Source organism: Kribbella solani (genome assembly GCF_014205295.1).
In the GTDB taxonomy this organism is placed as follows: domain Bacteria; phylum Actinomycetota; class Actinomycetes; order Propionibacteriales; family Kribbellaceae; genus Kribbella; species Kribbella solani.
On sequence record NZ_JACHNF010000001.1, the window covers coordinates 2,347,886 to 2,363,065 of the forward strand.

The following is a 15,180-nucleotide window of genomic DNA, read 5'->3' on the forward strand; positions in this document are numbered from 1 at the left end:
CAGTTGGCTGTCAGCTCTGGTCGAGCTGTCCCTGATAGGTGTCGGCATCCATCAGCGCCGCCACCTCGGCGGCGTCCTCGACCTCGATGTCGAGCAGCCAGCCCTCGCCGTACGGGTCGGTGTTGACCAGGTCCGGCTGGTCGCCGAGCGCCTCGTTCACCGCGCGCACGGTGCCGTTCACCGGGGCGAACAGATCGTTCACGCTCTTGGTCGACTCGAGCTCGCCGCAGGAGTCACCGGCCCGCACCACGGTGCCGACATCGGGCAGCTGCACGTACACGATGTCGCCGAGCTGCTCCTGCGCGAAGTCGGTGATACCGACCCGCACCGGTCCCTCCTCAGCGGCCTTCACCCACTCGTGCTCGGCCGTGTACTTCAGGTCTTCGGGGTACACCGTCGTTCCCTTTCGTCGAAACTGCAGTGCCGTTGCGGACTGCAGGGGCAGCTACTTCGTCGGGCTGGCCGCCGGGCGAGCGTAACGATGCTCCTCCGGCGCGTGCAAGGCGGTGATCTGGAGGGCCGGCAGCTCGGTCACCTCGGCCGTTCCGCCGACCTGCGGACCGGTCACCTCGCTGACCAGACCACCCGGGAAGTTCGCCGCCCCGGACAGGTTGTGCGACTCCCCGATCGCCTCCACCACGTACGGGGACGTCACCTTCTTGCCGTCGACCGCGATTCCCGGCGCGTCGTCGACGAAGTCGGTACTCGCCACCACCCGGACCGCGCCGTTGATCTGGATCGCCTCGGCGCCCGCGTCCCGGAGCTCCTCGATCGCGTCCAGCAGGTTGCTCGAGGTCATCTTGCCCTGCGGGTCGTTCAGCGTGATCCGTACCCCCGGTCCTTGCGCCGGCAGCGTACCGGCCAGGATGCCGAGGGTACGGACCTGGGCCTCGGCCTGCTCGCGGGCGGTCTGGGCCTTGTCCGCGCTGGAGGACAGCGAGTTCTTCCGCTCCTCCAGGTCGGTGATCTCGCTCTCCAGCCGGCGGGTGTTCTGGCCGAGGCCGTCCAGGATCGCGATCAGGTCCTCGCGGCGGGCGTTCTGGTACCCGTCGTCGGCCCGGTTCACCCGGACCTGGACGACCGCCATGCAGGCCACCAGCGCGAGCACCAGGGCGACGATCGCCTGGCCGCGGGACGGCTTGAACCCGGTCCGCAGCCGGCGCAGCGCCAGGTTCGGCGTTTTCGGCTTCGGTTTGGGCATCGGGGTCGGCACGGGCTTGGCGTCCGCCTTGAGCTTGGCGTCCGGCTCGGGCTGCGGTTCGGGCTTCGGTTCCGGTCGCGGGGGCGGCGGCTGGTCCGGTTGCTTGTCCGGCGTCTGGTCCGGGGTCTGGTCCGGTTTGTCGTCGGTCATGTCAGGCCCGGAAGATGTGCCGGCGGATCGCCGCCATGTTGGTGAAGATACGGATACCGAGCACGACGACCACGCCGGTGGACAGCTGCGAGCCGACCCCGAGCTGGTCGCCCAGGTACACGATCAGGGCCGCGATCAGCACGTTGGACACGAACGACACCACGAACACCTTGTCGTCGAAGATCCCGTCCAGGAACGCGCGCAGCGCCCCGAACACCGCGTCCAGCGCGGCGACCACCGCGATCGGCAGGTACGGCTGCGCCCACTCCGGTACGTCGGGCGCGACCAGCAGGCCGATCACGACCCCGGCAACGAGTCCGAGTACGGCGATCATTTCGGACCCACCTTCGCGTAACGCAACGCGATCGTCGCATCGGCCGGCACCAGCAAGGAGTCCTCCGTCGTGATGGTGGATCGAACATCGAAGTTGCTGACCAGGTACTGCACCCACTGCCCGCCCGAGCTCTGCGCGAACCGGGCCGGCATCGTCGCGGTGTCGCCGATCGCGAGCACCGTGTACGGCGGGGTGAGCGAGCTGTAGTCGACCGTGATGGCGCTGCCCGCGCCGCGAATCGCGGTCAGTGAGGTGATCCGGTGACCGTTCACCGAGATCGCCTCCGCGCCGGCCGTCCACAGGCCGTTGACCAGCTGCTGCAGATCGACGTCGAGGATGCGGCCTTCTTTGGCGTCGGCGTTCTTGGCGTCGTCGATGACCGCCTTGATGCCGGGCCCGGTGGCCGCGATCGCCCCGGTCTGCAGCTCCAGGTCGTCGAGCTTCTGCTGCAGGGCCGCGCCGCTGCTGTCGTTGCTCAGTCCGCTCGCCTGCAGGCCGCGTACCTCGTCGGCGAGCCCGGACTGCCGGTTGCGCAGGTCGGACAACCGGGTGTCGGCCTGGTTGATCCGGGTGATCAGCTCCTTGCGCTGCTTCTCCGCCTCCGGCGCGGCACGGTAGTTCTGCGCGGCGGCGACCGCGAGCAGGAAACCGAGAACGACAGTCGCGGCGACCAGCATCGCCCGGTAGCGGTAGCGGGACCGGGCGGACTTGCCGTCCTGGTTCGGCCGGGTCCTGGCGGCAGCGGCGTACCCCTCGTCGATCGGGTGCGCCATCAGGTTGTTCAGCAGCGACATCGACGCGTCGACGCGCCGTGGCTTGGACGGGGCTTGCTGGGTCACCTGTCTACCCGGCCGTGTCCTTGATCGGTTTCACCGTCTGGATCAGGTGCCGCAGCTGCGCGAAGTACAGCGCGCCGGCCCAGTAGTACAGCCCCGTACCCCAGATCGCGAACGCCCAGCCGAACACCCGGGCCAGCATGTTCAGCGTGCTGTCGCCGTCCCCGAGCAGGAGCAGCGGGAACGCGTACAGCAGGCAGAACGTCGCGGACTTGCCGAGGAAGTGCACCGGCAGCGCGTTGAACCCGCGGCGGTGCAGCGCCGGCAAGGTGAGGGTCAGCAGTACGTCCCGCAGCGGCAGCGCGATCGCCAGCCACCACGGGATGATGTCGCGCAGCGCCAGACCGATCACGGTGGCGAAGATGTACAGCCGGTCCGCGACCGGGTCGAGCATCTGGCCGAGCCGGGTGGTCTGGTTCATCCGGCGGGCGATCTGGCCGTCGGCCCAGTCGGTGAAGCCGGAGATCGCCAGCACCAGCAGCGCCCAGCCGTCCGCCTTCGGGCCGAGAACCAGCCACAAGAACAGCGGCACGCCCAGCAACCGAAGGAAACTGAGCGCGTTCGGGATCGTCCACACCCGGTCGGACACTTCCAAGTCCGGCACGCGACCCCTCCCTCTCTCACCCTGAGTACCCGTCGTAACTGTACTGGGGCATGCCGACAGGTTTGCCCCCGGCCATGCCGGGGCATGCCCTTCCATTCCCCTGATACCTGAACGCGGCGGGCGCGGCGTTGCTATGGGCGGTATGAAGCGGTGACCCGATCGATACCCCTTGGTGATGCTTACGCTGAGCAGATGAAGTTCCTGGTACTGATCTACGGCAACCCGGAGTCACGCGCGGTCTGGGACACGCTGACGGACGAACAGAAGCGGGAAGGGATGGCTGGGTACGCCGCTCTGCACGAGGCACTTGCGGCTCGCGGCGAGCTGGTGGCGTCGGAGTCACTCGACGATCCTGGGCTGACCAAACAGGTGCTGGTCCGCGACGGTCAGGCACTGACCACGGACGGACCGTTCGCGGAGGTGAAGGAGCAGCTGGCCGGCTTCTACCTACTCGACTGCGACACGCTGGATCGTGCTGTGGAGATTGTCACGCAGATCCCGGAAGCGCCGTTCAGCGTGGTGGAGGTACGTCCGGTCCGCGATCTCGGCGCGTTCGCTTGATCGAGCGACGCTTGATCGAGGACATGCTCCGGGAGCTGACTCCCCAGGTTCTGGCCGCGCTGGTACGACGGTACGGCGACTTCGACGCGTGCGAGGACGCCGTACAGGAAGCTCTGTTGGCGGCGGCGCGGCAGTGGCCGGGTGAAGGTGTTCCGGACAACCCACGCGGCTGGCTGGTCACGGTCGCTTCCCGGCGGCGGATCGAGGTACTGCGGAGCGACACCGCCCGCGTACGCCGGGAGGAGACCGTAGCGTCGTGGACCCCGCCCGAACCGGCCTCGTCCGCCGACGACTCGCTCACGTTGCTGATGCTCTGCTGCCACCCCGCACTGACCGCGCAGTCGCAGGTCGCGCTGACACTGCGCGCGGTCGGCGGACTGACGACCGGTGAGATCGCCCGGGCGTTCCTGGTGCCGGAGGCAACGATCGGGCAGCGGATCAGCCGGGCGAAGGCGAAGCTGCAAGGTGCCCGGTTCGCGATGCCGCCGGTGGCTGAGCAGGCCGAGCGGTTGGCGGCCGTACTGCATGTGCTCTATCTGATCTTCAACGAGGGCTACACGGCGTCGTCCGGCGCATCGCTGCACCGGGTCGAGCTGAGCGCGGAGGCGATCCGGCTGACCCGGCAGCTGCGGACGCTGCTGCCGGCGGAGGGTGAGGTGGCGGGGCTGCTCGCGCTGATGCTGCTGACGGACGCGCGGCGACCGGCACGAACCACCGCGGACGGCGCGCTGGTGCCGTTGCCGGAGCAGGACCGTACGTTGTGGGACACCGCTGCGATTGCCGAAGGCACTGAGCTGATCACGTCAACGTTGCGTACGGCGCCAGTCGGGTCGTACCAGCTGCAGGCCGCGATCGCCGCGGTACACGACCAGGCGCAGCGTGCCGAAGACACGGACTGGCGCGAGATCCTGATGCTGTACGAACTGCTCGAAGCGACCGCGCCCGGGCCGATGGTGACGTTGAACCGGATCGTCGCGGTCGCGATGGTGCATGGTCCGGCGGATGGACTGGCGTTGCTTGACGCGGTTGATCCGGCGTTGAAGAACCATCACCGGCTGGCCGCCGTACGAGCACATCTGCTCGAGCTGGCCGGTGACCGCGCGGCGGCGCTGGCCGCGTACGAGCTGGCGGCCCGGCTTACGCAGAGCGTTCCGGAGCAGCGGTATCTGCAGGCCCGGGCTGCTGGATTGGGCGGCCCCAGCTGAGTTGGGCCTCGATGGACAGGTCGAGGACGCCGTCGTGCGCGTACGGGCGGAGGGTTTGCTCGACGCTCTGATCGAATGCGACTGCTTCGTCGGCCGTCATCAGGTCGCGTGCCAGACTTGACGTCGAGTGCAACTTCTCGATGTAGTCGGCGACCGATTGCCGGTACGTGACCCGCGCGGTTCGCGCCGTACCGGTCAGCTCGAGCAGCCCGCGGTCCCGGATCGCGTCGACCACGCTGAACGACGGGTCGTGGTTCTTCTTCCGCGAATGCCGCTCGAGGATCGGCAGCAACTCGCCCAGCCACGGCTCGTCGACCGCGCCGTGCTCGATGACGACCAGCTGGGCCTTCGGGGTCAGGTGCGGGACGATCCGGGCGAACGTCTCCGCCCAAGGCATCCAGTGAATACTCGCGCCCGCCGTCACCAGGGCGTACGGGCCGTCGAGGTCAGCGGTCTCGATCGGGCTGACCTGCCAGCTGAGATTCGGACGGTCGCCGCCGGGGCGCCGCCGGCCCGCGTCGACCATGCGCTGGGAGAAGTCGATCGCGTCAACCCACTCGACCCGCGGCGCGAGCGGACGCGCGATCGCGCCCTCCCCCGCGCCGATATCGAGCACCCGCCGAGGCTCGTCACCGATCAGACCTTCGAGCCGATCGAACACTTCATCCGGGTACGGCGGCCGGTACTGGTACGCCGCCGCCACCGCCTCGTACTGGAACGTCGCCGCAAGCTCGGTCATTCTTCAGACCTTAGCCCCCTGGATCCACGCGAACCGGCGCTTCCACCTGGCCGATCAGCTGCCGTTCTGCACCGGATAGTGGATGACGACCACACCACCGGTGGCGTAATTGGCTACATCGGCCGACAGTTCCTGGCCCTGCGGAGACGCGCTCGCCGCCGCGTACGCCGCGGCATCCGCGAACTCGGCCTCGAACACCGCGAAGTACGGCGTCTCTCCCCGCGCCGCCGCCACCTCGAAGCTGTAGCGCCACGCCAGCACGCCCGGCCACCGCTCGACCAGCGGGAGGTGTTTGCTCACGTAGTAGTCGCGGAAGTGGTCGGGATCGACGGGCTCGGGATACAGCACCAACACCTTGTGCACAACAGCCTCCGTTCAGCGGCGAGCGCCCACAACATCCTGGCCGTCGCCATCCAAATGCTTCGAAAATCGAAGCACTGAGGAACACGATAATGTGTCGGATATCGAAGCAGCAAGAGGGAACGGAGCGACGATGGCGACACCCAGACCGGGACAGGCAGTCCGAGGATCGAGCACCGGCCGGCCACTGATGGCCGCCCTCGACCTGTTCGGCCGCAGATGGAACCTGCGCATCGTCTGGGAACTCCGGCAAGGCCCGGTCGGGTTCCGTGCGCTGCAGGAGCGCTGCGACAACATGTCCTCCAGCGTCCTCCGCCAACGACTGACCGAACTACTCGACGCAGCCATCGTCGAACAACACCCCGACACCACCTACGCCCTCACTGACCTCGGCCACAGCGCCCACCGCGCACTACGCCCCCTGGCCCGCTGGTCCACCGAATGGGCCGAAACCCTCTCTCCCACCAACCCCGACTAACAACCTCCAGCCCCCACCATTTTGAGTGGTTGACCTCCACGGTTGCCCCGTCACCCCTCGCAGGCGGGAGACCCCCGCCAACGCAGCGCGCACCCTGCACCACCAACCCAACCGAGGGGGGCGAGTTGCGCGGTTCTTTCTTCCGAAACCGATCCGATCCCAAGCCCCACCGCCGTACGCCCGATCGCAGCATCAGCGAGCCATCGCGGCATCACGCGGGAATCCTCGGGTTCGGGTCGTAGCCAGGCACGGCGGAGAACAGCACGTCTTCACCAGCAGCCGGCTGGAGTCTGCCGACAGCGAACACCGGGCGGCAGGCCCTCACCATGACACGCCCGCGCCGGACGACAACCACGTTGTGCAACCACCGACGAGTTGCAACCCGCCACCAGTGAAACAACCCGCCAGCCATACGACCGGGCCGCAGGCTCGGTTGGTCAACCGCAGGTTCGGCTGAGCACCGCACGTTGGACAGCCGCACGTTCGACTGAGCACCGCAGGTTGAACAACCGCACGTTCGACTGGGCAGTCGTAGGTTGGTTGGTCAGTCGCGGGTTTGGTGTGGGTCAGTCGTAGGTTGCCTCGGCCAGCCAGGTGTTTTCTCGGAGGATGAAGAGCCAGGCGCGGGTGTCATCGGCCTGGAACTGAAACCGGGCCTCCCGCGAACCACCGGCCTCATCCCACCACCGCTCAACACTGATCCACGGCCCGGCCCAGTCAACAATCCCATAAATCTCGTTGCCCTCAGCAACTTCCCCTTCACCTCCAGAACCCCCAACCAGACGCATACGCGAACCAAGGCCGCCCCTACGAGCCCGAGACCCAACCGTCAACCCCCCGAACCCGGTCCGCCGAACACCGGAAGCGAGCTCGGCACCGGAAGTGAGCGGAGTGACTGTTCGCGGGGAGCCGGTGCGCGGGGTACTGAAGGCGTTGGGTGGGGTGTTGGAGGTGCTGGGTGGGGCGTTGAGGGGGGTGGGTGCGGTGGGGGTTTGGGGAGGGTGCGGGGTGGGGGTTTGAGGGAGGGGGTTGGGGGCGGTGGGGTTGAGGGTGAAGGTGGTGGGGGTTGCTGAGAGGGCGCCTCGGGGGGTTATTGAGATGGGGGTGCCGTCGGCGGACAGGACCTCGGCGGGGATGGGGGTTGGGAAGACCGTGGTGGGGGCGAGGGTTGGCCAGCGGCTGGGGTTGGAGCTGAAGGCGAACGCGGGGTTGGAGCTGGGGGCGGAGTTGAGGCCGGAGCTTGAGCCGAGGTTGGAGTTGGAGTTAAGGCTTGAGCTGGCGTTGGGGGTGGGGTCGGCGCGGAGGCCGGGGTCGCGGTTGGAGCTGAGGCTTGAGCTGGCGTTGGGGCTGGGGTCGGCGCGGAGGCCGGGGTCGCGGTTGGAGCTGAGGCTTGAGCTGGCGTTGGGGGTGGGGTCGGCGCGGAGGCCGGGGTCGCGGTTGGAGCTGAGGCTTGAGCTGGGGTCGGCGCGGAGGTTGCGGCCGGAGCTTGAGTTGGGGTTGCGGTTGGAGCTGAGGTTGGGGTTGCGGTTGGAGCTGAGGTTGGGGTTGCGGTTGGGGGTGGGGTTGGGGGGTGGTGGGTGGGTGGTGGTTGTTGTTCCGGGCCAAGGGTGGGTTGGGGGGCGGGGTGGGGTTGGGGGGTCGCCCCAGGGGATCAGGGATTGGCGGGTGGTGGGGGTGCGGCCGCCGCCTAGGACGGGTGAGACGACCGCGCCGTGGCCGAGCATGCTTTGGACTCGGGACAGGGCGCGGTGGATTCGTTCGTCGGGGCCGCCGCCCCACAGTCCGTCGGCGTGCGTACCCAGGGGGTCGGCCTGGTCGGGGATCAAGCGCACCCGGACTACCGGTGAGGTCAGTTCGCTGGTTGCCGTGCCGCTCCCCTGCAACTGCCAGCGGACCCGGTCGACGACGTCCGCGGCGGTGAACCAGCGTGGGTGCAGCCAGTCGCGCTCGTGGATCCGGCCGGACTCGGTGCCGACCTCGACCCGCAGCGTCGTACACACCAGGCCGAGCTCGGTCAGCCGGGCGATCAGGTCGTCGGCGATCGCCCGGACCGCGAACGCGACCTGGTCGACCCGGTCGACGGCCGGCTCGAAGTCGAGGACCCGGGTCAGCTCCGGCGGGATGTCGCGGCCGGTCACCGGACGGTCGTCGCCGCCGCGGGCAAGGCGGTGGGCGAACGCACCCTCGGGACCGAACCGGGTCAGCACCTCCGTCCCGGACAGCCGCGCGAACGCACCCAGCGAACGCAGGCCGAGCCGGCGGAGCAGATCGGTGAGCACCGGCCGTTCCAGCAGGTCGACCGACAACGGCGCGAGGAACCCGGGCGACCCACCCACCGGAACCACGTGCACCCGCGTACGCGCGGAGCTCGCCCGGGCGGCCTGCTCCGCGGCGAACGGACCGTCCGCGATCCCGACCCGGCTGCCGTGCACGTCGAACGTCTCCAACCGGTCCAGCAGCTTCGTCGCGGCCGCATCCTCACCGCCGTAGAACCGGGCCGGGCCGCGCGCCTTCAAAGCGCACATTCCCGGCCGGATCACTTGTACGCCCGGAGTGATCGCCTCCAGGCACGTGATCACCGGATCGAACGCCCGCGCGTCGGTCACCGGGTCGTACTTGAGCACGACCAGCTCCGGGCACCGGGACTGCGCGTCCCGCGCCCGCTGCCCGCGCCGCACCCCCTCGGCCCGCGCGGCGGCGGAGGTGGCGAGCACTTTTCCCTTCTCCAGTACGGCGATCGGATCGTCCGGCGATCGTCCCGCCGCCACCGCGGCAGCAACAACCGGCCAGTCCGGCACCCAAATCACCATTGCCCGAGTCAACCCCCGCCGATCCGTCATCCGAACCACCTCATCCGCTTGTCCCGGACCGCCCCGGCAACCTTCTGTCGGCCCGTCACCCGACTGCCTCGATCTGTTCTGGCCAGGTGGTTGTGTTGGGCGTTTCGGTTGGGGTGGCGGGGTGGATGGTGCCGTCGGGGGCAGGTAGCCAGAGGTGGTGGCGGGTGGGGGTGGCGGCGCGGCGGCCGGTTACCGCGACGGTTGCCCGGCGGGCGGTGAGCAGTCCTTCGCCGGCGCCGAGGCCGGTCCAGGTGCTGCTCTCGATCTCGAACCTGGCTTCACTGCCGGGCCAGGAGCCGGATGCGATCAGCATCGCGCCGCGGGTCCGGAGCCGGGCCGCCAGCCGGGACGCCTCCCCCGGTGTCACTTCGCCGGGTGGGCGGACGACCACGACGGTCAGCGCGTCGACCAGGGCGGCGACGACGCTGAGCCAGTCCGGGCCCGGGTGCGGGACGAGCACCAGGCGCTCCAGGTCGACGCCGAAACCGTGCGCTGCCTCGGCCCCGAACGACGGGATGCCGACGACTCCGCACCAGGCGCCGTCCGCGGATGGTCCGGCCATCAGCGCCATCACCAGGGCGGCGCTGCCACGCACGGAGTACACCGATCCGCCGCGCAGGCTGGCGCCTGCCAGTAACCCGCTCACGGCGGGGTGGGTGGGGAGGTCGCGGTCCACCTCGGCGGTGTCGAGGGCCTGCTGCACCCGTTGCGCCGAGGGGATCCGGGTTCCGCCTGCTCCGCTCACACCACTCACCGAAGTCAGCCGCACCTCCGCACTCTCCGAACCGAGCCGAGTGGGGTCGAGGTCGGACGAACCGGCATGAACGGAGCCGAGCCGGGTGAGGTCGGCATGGGGGTTGCTCGGGTAGGGGAAATCGGGGTCGAAGCTGGTGACTGTTGGTTGGGGGTTGGGGTCGGGGGGTGGTGGGGCGGGAGTGGTGGTGGCTTTTTGGGCTTTGGCTCGGGCCAGGAGCTGGCGGGCCTGGTCGAGTGCTTTGGCTCGACTTGTGGGTGTTCTGGTTCCCGCCATGACTCCATGTTCGAACACCTGTTCGAACATGTCAATCCGGTCGTCCACAGGCCTCCCGGCGGCTAAGGTCTGGGGTGTGCTGCGCTCCGAACACTCCCGGCTCCGGTCCGCGATCCGGCAGGTCGAGGACAGTCTCGACGTCGCCTGGGACAGTTTCTGTGCCGATTCCGGCGTCCGCCCGGAGACACCGGAGGCCAGGCAGTTGGCCGAGGTCGTGCTCCAGGATCCTTCCGAGTTCGACTGGCGGGTGGTGGACGCGGCGATGGATCGGCTGATCTGCCCGGACTGTGGCGCCGCGCTCGGCTCGGGCGACACCGGATGCGTGAGCTGCGACAAGGCGAACGGCTTCCGGTTCGGAGCGCGGGAGACCGATCGCCCCGCCGTACCTCCGGGTAACGAGCACGCCATCCGCGTCTCGTCGGCAGTCGCCCGTACCCGCCACCGCTACTCCCCGCGTGCCCGCACCGGCTACGAGTTGCTCCTGCCCGATCTACTCGACGGCGCGCTGCCGACAACCGCAGAGGCCCAGCGCATGAAGCACCTGATCAACCAGCTCACCGACGACAAGCTGGAGCTCCTCATCACCCCGGCAGACCTCAACCGGAACACCTGATTAACGCGCTCAACACCTCCCGCGGCGCGGTGCCGGGGCTGACGATCAGCATCGAGCAGCTCGAGCAGGTGGTGGCGACAGACGATCTCGTCGTGTGCAGGTCGTGGAGAACCACTCGGTCACCCGGCGTACCCCGGGTGACCGCCGTACTGGCAGCGAACACGCACCAGTGGCTGACCGTGCACGAGACTTCAGTGCGCTAGGCCGACGCATAGGGTGGTGGTATGCCACGGACTATTGCCACCAACACCAAGGTCCAGATCGACGAGTTGCTGGAGTTTGTGCGGCCGCGTCACCACATGCTGCTGCTCACCACGCGGGCGGACGGTACGGCGCAGGCGTCGCCGGTGTCCGGTGGCGTGGACGCGGAGGGGCGGATCGTCATCTCTTCGTACCCGGAGCGGGCCAAGAGCAAGAACGTGAAGCGGACCGGTCAGGCCGGTGTGGTCGTGCTGTCGGACGAGTGGAACGGCGCCTGGGTCCAGGTGGACGGACGGGGCGAGGTGATCGAGCTGCCGGACGCGGTGGAGCCGCTGGTCGACTACTTCCGCTCCATCTCCGGTGAGCACCCGGACTGGGACGAGTACCGCGAGGCGATGGTGCAGCAGGGCAAGTGCCTGATCCGGATCACCCCGGAACGCTGGAGCCCGATCGCGACCGGCGGCTTCCCGGCCCGCCTGGCCGACTGAAGTACCTGGACGTGACCGAGCAACAGACGCGTACGGCGCTGGTCGTGCATGCTCACCCGGATGACGAGGTGTTCACCACCGCCGCGGCCACCGCGCTACTGAAAGAGCAGGGCTGGCATGTCGTACTACGCGTCGCGACCGCCGGCATGCATGGTTCCGCTGACCACCTCACCGCTTCCTGCGCACTACTAGGGATCGACGAGTGGGACTGGCTCGGCGCACAGGACCAGTGGATCGACGACGGTGGACAAAGCGGACCACGCACCCTGGCCGCTGCAGCTACGGGCGAAGCAGCGCTGGACGGCGTCGCCCAAGCCGTCGAACAGGCAGCAATCGCTCTCAACCCACAGCTCATCCTCACGGTCGGCAGAGACGGACTGACCGGTCACCCGGACCACATCGCCATCTCACAAGGCGTCCAGCGAGCACTCCGGCGCATCGACTGCCGGGCACTGGGTGCACGAGTGAGAGCTCAGGACGTACGCGCAGGTGAGGCACTGGTCCAGCGACTCGCACCGGGTGAGCGGATCGGGTCAGGCCAAGTCACCGGCTGCCCGGACGGCACTCTGCTCAACGAAATGAGCGGAGTGTCCGAGCAGCGACGAAGGCAGGCCATGGACGAGTACTACCCCGGTCTTGGCAGCAAACCGCTCGCCGAACTGATCGGCGTTCACCGGGCGAGCAGTGACGGGCTGCTGCTCCGGGCGGTGTTCGATGCGGCCGGCTGGCAGCAGGACCGGTTCGAAGAACTCAGTGCTTCCCCGGCTCGGGCGAGTCACCCGAACGGCCCGAGCGCCGCTCCATCGTCTCGGTGATGCGCTGCATGGCGCCTTCCAGGTGCTGCCGCAGTGCCGCCTCGGCGCCCTCCTCGTCGTGCGCCACGCACGCGTCGAGGATCGCCTGGTGCTCGCGGCGGGTCTGCTCGATCCGGGCCTTGGTCTGCCGGGAGCCGAACCGGTAGCGCTCGCTGTTCTGCCAGACCGGTTCGATCGCGCGCGGCAGCCAGCGCGAACCGCCGGACCGGTAGATCGCGAAGTGGAACTCGGTGTGGGCCTGCCGGGACGCGATGTTGTCGCCCAGCTTGGACAACCGGACGTGTTCGGCCAGTGCGCTCCGGGCGCTGGCCGCGTCCGAGTCGGAGAACCGGGTGGCGGCGGCACGGACCGCCAGCGATTCCAGCGCCAGCCGGGTCGCGTGCGTGTCGCGCAGGTCCTCCATCGACAGCTCCCGGACCCAGGCGCCCTTGTGCGGGACGATCTCGACCAGGCCGAGCGCGGCCATCCGGCGGAGCCCTTCCCGGATCGGCATCTGGCTCATGTCCAGCCGTTTGGCGAGCTCCTCGAGCCGGAGCGCCGTCCCGCTGGGAAGCTCGCCGGACAGGATCAGCTCGTGCAGTTCGGCGGCAGCTTCCTCAGCGAGCGTACGACGGCCGGTCGGCCCCCCAGGCGTAAGCTCGAGTCGTCGGATCATCAGTAGCAGGCTGCCTCTCTCCTCCACGCGCACACAATGTTGCATACAACTCTGGAGGTACCGTAGCCGCCGACCGGGTTTCCGGAGGCCATCCGACGACAGATTGCTCAGCTGAGACCTCACAAACCGTGTGGTCTAGGCCACGCGTCGCACTGGCAGCAGCTCAACCCAAAGTTGTCAGGTCCAGCAGAACTCGCCCTGCTTGCCGTTCCAGGATCTCACCAGCGCGGTCCGCGGGCAGCACTTCGTAGTCCGCTCGCCAGGGAACCGATGCGATGTCCGCCAGCGCCTGACCGACCGCATCCGCTGCCAGTACGGTCCGTTGCAGATTCACCGGCAGTACGCGGAGGTCTCGGCCGATCAGCTGGTGCAGATCGATCGTGGTGAACTCACCGGCCTTGTAGCCGAGTACCGCGATACGCCCGCCGGGGGTGATGTGACCGAGTACTCCACCGGCAACCGGTCCGCCCATGGTGTCGATCGCCGCATCGCACCAGGACAGCTCCCGGCCTACCTGTCCCAGACCGTCCACTCTGACGAGCTGGTCGACCAGTCCGGTCGCGCTGTCCACCAAGTCGTGCTCCGACACCAAACCGATCACCCGAGCTGCTCCGGCCGACCGTGCGATCACAGCACACATCCGGCCGAGTAGCCCGGTCACTCCGGTGACCACGACGGTCTCCCCCAAGCCAACCGCTGCCACCCGGCGTACGGCGGTATGCGCGGTCAGAGCTGGTGTCAGCAACGCCAGCGCGGTGCCCGGCTCGAGTGAAGCCGGCACCTGATGTACGGCGGCATCCGGCACGACCGCGTACCGCCCCCAGACACCGGAACGCGTCACGCCGACACCTGCACCCCGAACCACAACAGCCGTACCAGCTTCGAAGCTGTCCGAGCTGACCACCACACCGGCGCCTTCAGAGCCTGGTACGAACGGCACGGCCGGCTGTTTGCCCGCCAGCGTCGACCGGTCCTGCGACGTGACAGCAGCCAGCCGCATCTCCACCAACGTCTCACCAGGGCCAGCAGTCAGCTCGACCACGTCGGTCTTCAGCTGCTCCCCCGGCCCATGACTGTGCAACACAGTCCCCCGCAAGCTCATTCCTCTTCTTCCCCGTTCACCACGATTTGATATCTGATCACGGCCTCGACCAGAAAGAACACCTGTCCCACTACCCGGTGACCTCCCGCGCGAGCGGCCGGGTGAGTTCCCCGGCCGTCGCGGAGCGGACGGCGGACACCTCGTCACTGCCCATCGGGAACGGCCAGTCGCTGCCGGCCAGCACCCGGTCGGGCCCGAACGTCTTCGTCAGCAGGTCCAGCACGGCACCGTCGTGCACCAGGTCGTCGACGTAGAACCGGCGCAGTGCCTCGGCCACCGGCAGCGTCAGCGGCTCGATGCCAGGCCGGTCCTGGTCGATCCCGCGCTGCCACCGCCCGGCGACAGCCGCCGTCACACCACCCCCATGGCACAGACAGAACCGGATACCCGGGAACCGCCCCGGCACGTCCGCGAAGACGAGCGAAGCCGCCGCCACTCCAGTTTCGTACGGATTTCCCAACAGGTTCGACAGGTAGAACGAGTCAAGCCGCTTGTCGTCACTGGCACCGGGGTGGATCAGCGTGAACGCCGCCACCTCGTCCAGCACCTGCCAGACCGGGTCGAGCCCGGCATAGCTCGGCGTACCAAGGGCAAACCCGCTGAACACACCCTCGCCGGCCAGTCCGGCCGCTACACCAGGGGCGGCCGGGTCCAGCAACGGCAGGTGGGCAAGCACGCGCAGCTGCGGTGTAGCGAGCTCGCGGAGCCCTTGGTTCACCAACTCGACCCAGTCAGCCCCAAGGTCGTACCGGAACAACGCCGGCGGCACTGACACGACAGCGCCGTCCAGGTCCTGCTCCGTGATCCAGCGCAGCAGTGCGGTCGGGTCAGCGAGCCGGCGCAGCGGCAGCCGCCCACCGTCGACGACCAGCGAACCACTGTCGACGGACAGCCCGAACTCACCCCGATGCGCCGCCGCCAGTACGGTCGGCGGGATCAGGTGGGTGTGGACGTCCCAACCAGCCATG

18 protein-coding genes are annotated in these 15,180 nt (G+C 68.6%); 6 read left to right on the forward strand and 12 right to left on the reverse strand.

Annotated features, from left to right (window positions below; genetic code table 11):
* Positions 1-10 precede the first annotated feature (10 nt).
* Genes gcvH through clsA form a run of 5 tightly spaced genes read right to left on the reverse strand, consistent with a single transcriptional unit; the run spans position 11 to position 3,125 of the window.
* The gene (gene gcvH, locus HDA44_RS10530; protein ID WP_184833356.1) at positions 11-394 is read right to left on the reverse strand and encodes a glycine cleavage system protein GcvH; all 384 of its coding nucleotides are present in this window, start codon (positions 392-394) and stop codon (positions 11-13) included.
* Between the two features lie 51 nt (positions 395-445).
* On the reverse strand, positions 446-1,351 hold the full coding sequence (locus HDA44_RS10535; RefSeq protein WP_184833358.1) for a DUF881 domain-containing protein: 906 nt from the start codon (positions 1,349-1,351) through the stop codon (positions 446-448).
* Position 1,352: 1 nt separating this feature from the next.
* Positions 1,353-1,685 carry a small basic family protein gene (locus tag HDA44_RS10540; RefSeq protein ID WP_184833360.1) on the reverse strand — a complete coding sequence of 111 codons (333 nt, stop codon included), beginning with the start codon at positions 1,683-1,685 and terminating at the stop codon, positions 1,353-1,355.
* Positions 1,682-2,524, reverse strand: coding sequence for a DUF881 domain-containing protein (locus HDA44_RS10545; RefSeq protein ID WP_319035936.1), 843 nt, complete (start codon positions 2,522-2,524; stop codon positions 1,682-1,684). Before HDA44_RS10545 ends, HDA44_RS10540 begins: the two co-directional genes overlap by 4 nt.
* A gap of 4 nt (positions 2,525-2,528) precedes the next feature.
* On the reverse strand, positions 2,529-3,125 hold the full coding sequence (clsA, locus tag HDA44_RS10550) for a cardiolipin synthase ClsA (protein ID WP_184833362.1): 597 nt from the start codon (positions 3,123-3,125) through the stop codon (positions 2,529-2,531).
* A gap of 192 nt (positions 3,126-3,317) precedes the next feature.
* Between clsA and HDA44_RS10555 the strand changes: the two genes are divergently transcribed.
* Complete coding sequence (locus tag HDA44_RS10555; RefSeq protein ID WP_184833364.1) at positions 3,318-3,686, forward strand: YciI family protein; 369 nt, start codon at positions 3,318-3,320, stop codon at positions 3,684-3,686.
* Between the two features lie 23 nt (positions 3,687-3,709).
* Complete coding sequence (locus tag HDA44_RS10560) at positions 3,710-4,891, forward strand: RNA polymerase sigma factor (RefSeq protein WP_184843297.1); 1,182 nt, start codon at positions 3,710-3,712, stop codon at positions 4,889-4,891.
* Here the strand turns inward: HDA44_RS10560 and HDA44_RS10565 are convergent.
* Both HDA44_RS10565 and HDA44_RS10570 read right to left on the reverse strand, forming a co-directional pair.
* Positions 4,824-5,630, reverse strand: coding sequence for a class I SAM-dependent methyltransferase (locus tag HDA44_RS10565; protein WP_184833366.1), 807 nt, complete (start codon positions 5,628-5,630; stop codon positions 4,824-4,826). The two genes, HDA44_RS10560 and HDA44_RS10565, sit on opposite strands and share 68 nt — an antisense overlap.
* A gap of 54 nt (positions 5,631-5,684) precedes the next feature.
* Complete coding sequence (locus tag HDA44_RS10570; protein WP_184833368.1) at positions 5,685-5,993, reverse strand: EthD family reductase; 309 nt, start codon at positions 5,991-5,993, stop codon at positions 5,685-5,687.
* A 130-nt stretch (positions 5,994-6,123) separates the two neighbouring features.
* On the opposite strand from HDA44_RS10570, the gene HDA44_RS10575 reads away from it, so the two are divergent.
* A complete protein-coding gene (locus tag HDA44_RS10575; RefSeq protein ID WP_184833370.1) occupies positions 6,124-6,468 on the forward strand; it encodes a winged helix-turn-helix transcriptional regulator in 345 nt (114 codons plus the stop codon).
* A 566-nt stretch (positions 6,469-7,034) separates the two neighbouring features.
* Here the strand turns inward: HDA44_RS10575 and HDA44_RS37125 are convergent.
* The gene (locus tag HDA44_RS37125; RefSeq protein ID WP_238352407.1) at positions 7,035-9,308 is read right to left on the reverse strand and encodes a Y-family DNA polymerase; all 2,274 of its coding nucleotides are present in this window, start codon (positions 9,306-9,308) and stop codon (positions 7,035-7,037) included.
* Positions 9,309-9,363: 55 nt separating this feature from the next.
* Positions 9,364-10,338, reverse strand: coding sequence for a hypothetical protein (locus HDA44_RS10585; protein ID WP_238353599.1), 975 nt, complete (start codon positions 10,336-10,338; stop codon positions 9,364-9,366).
* Positions 10,339-10,414: 76 nt separating this feature from the next.
* On the opposite strand from HDA44_RS10585, the gene HDA44_RS10590 reads away from it, so the two are divergent.
* The 3 genes from HDA44_RS10590 to HDA44_RS10600 all read left to right on the forward strand — a co-directional run bounded on the left by HDA44_RS10590 (position 10,415) and on the right by HDA44_RS10600 (position 12,455).
* Entirely contained in the window at positions 10,415-10,951 is a 537-nt protein-coding gene (locus HDA44_RS10590; RefSeq protein WP_184833372.1) for a hypothetical protein, read from the forward strand.
* A gap of 224 nt (positions 10,952-11,175) precedes the next feature.
* Positions 11,176-11,640 carry a PPOX class F420-dependent oxidoreductase gene (locus HDA44_RS10595; protein ID WP_184833374.1) on the forward strand — a complete coding sequence of 155 codons (465 nt, stop codon included), beginning with the start codon at positions 11,176-11,178 and terminating at the stop codon, positions 11,638-11,640.
* An 11-nt stretch (positions 11,641-11,651) separates the two neighbouring features.
* Complete coding sequence (locus HDA44_RS10600; protein WP_184833376.1) at positions 11,652-12,455, forward strand: PIG-L family deacetylase; 804 nt, start codon at positions 11,652-11,654, stop codon at positions 12,453-12,455.
* Here the strand turns inward: HDA44_RS10600 and HDA44_RS10605 are convergent.
* From HDA44_RS10605 to HDA44_RS10615, 3 genes are all read right to left on the reverse strand, one after another.
* On the reverse strand, positions 12,391-13,110 hold the full coding sequence (locus tag HDA44_RS10605; RefSeq protein ID WP_184833378.1) for a GntR family transcriptional regulator: 720 nt from the start codon (positions 13,108-13,110) through the stop codon (positions 12,391-12,393). The genes HDA44_RS10600 and HDA44_RS10605 overlap by 65 nt on opposite strands.
* Positions 13,111-13,273: 163 nt before the next feature.
* Entirely contained in the window at positions 13,274-14,206 is a 933-nt protein-coding gene (locus HDA44_RS10610) for an alcohol dehydrogenase catalytic domain-containing protein (RefSeq protein ID WP_420488497.1), read from the reverse strand.
* A gap of 76 nt (positions 14,207-14,282) precedes the next feature.
* On the reverse strand, positions 14,283-15,179 hold the full coding sequence (locus HDA44_RS10615; protein WP_184833382.1) for an amidohydrolase family protein: 897 nt from the start codon (positions 15,177-15,179) through the stop codon (positions 14,283-14,285).
* Position 15,180 lies beyond the last annotated feature (1 nt).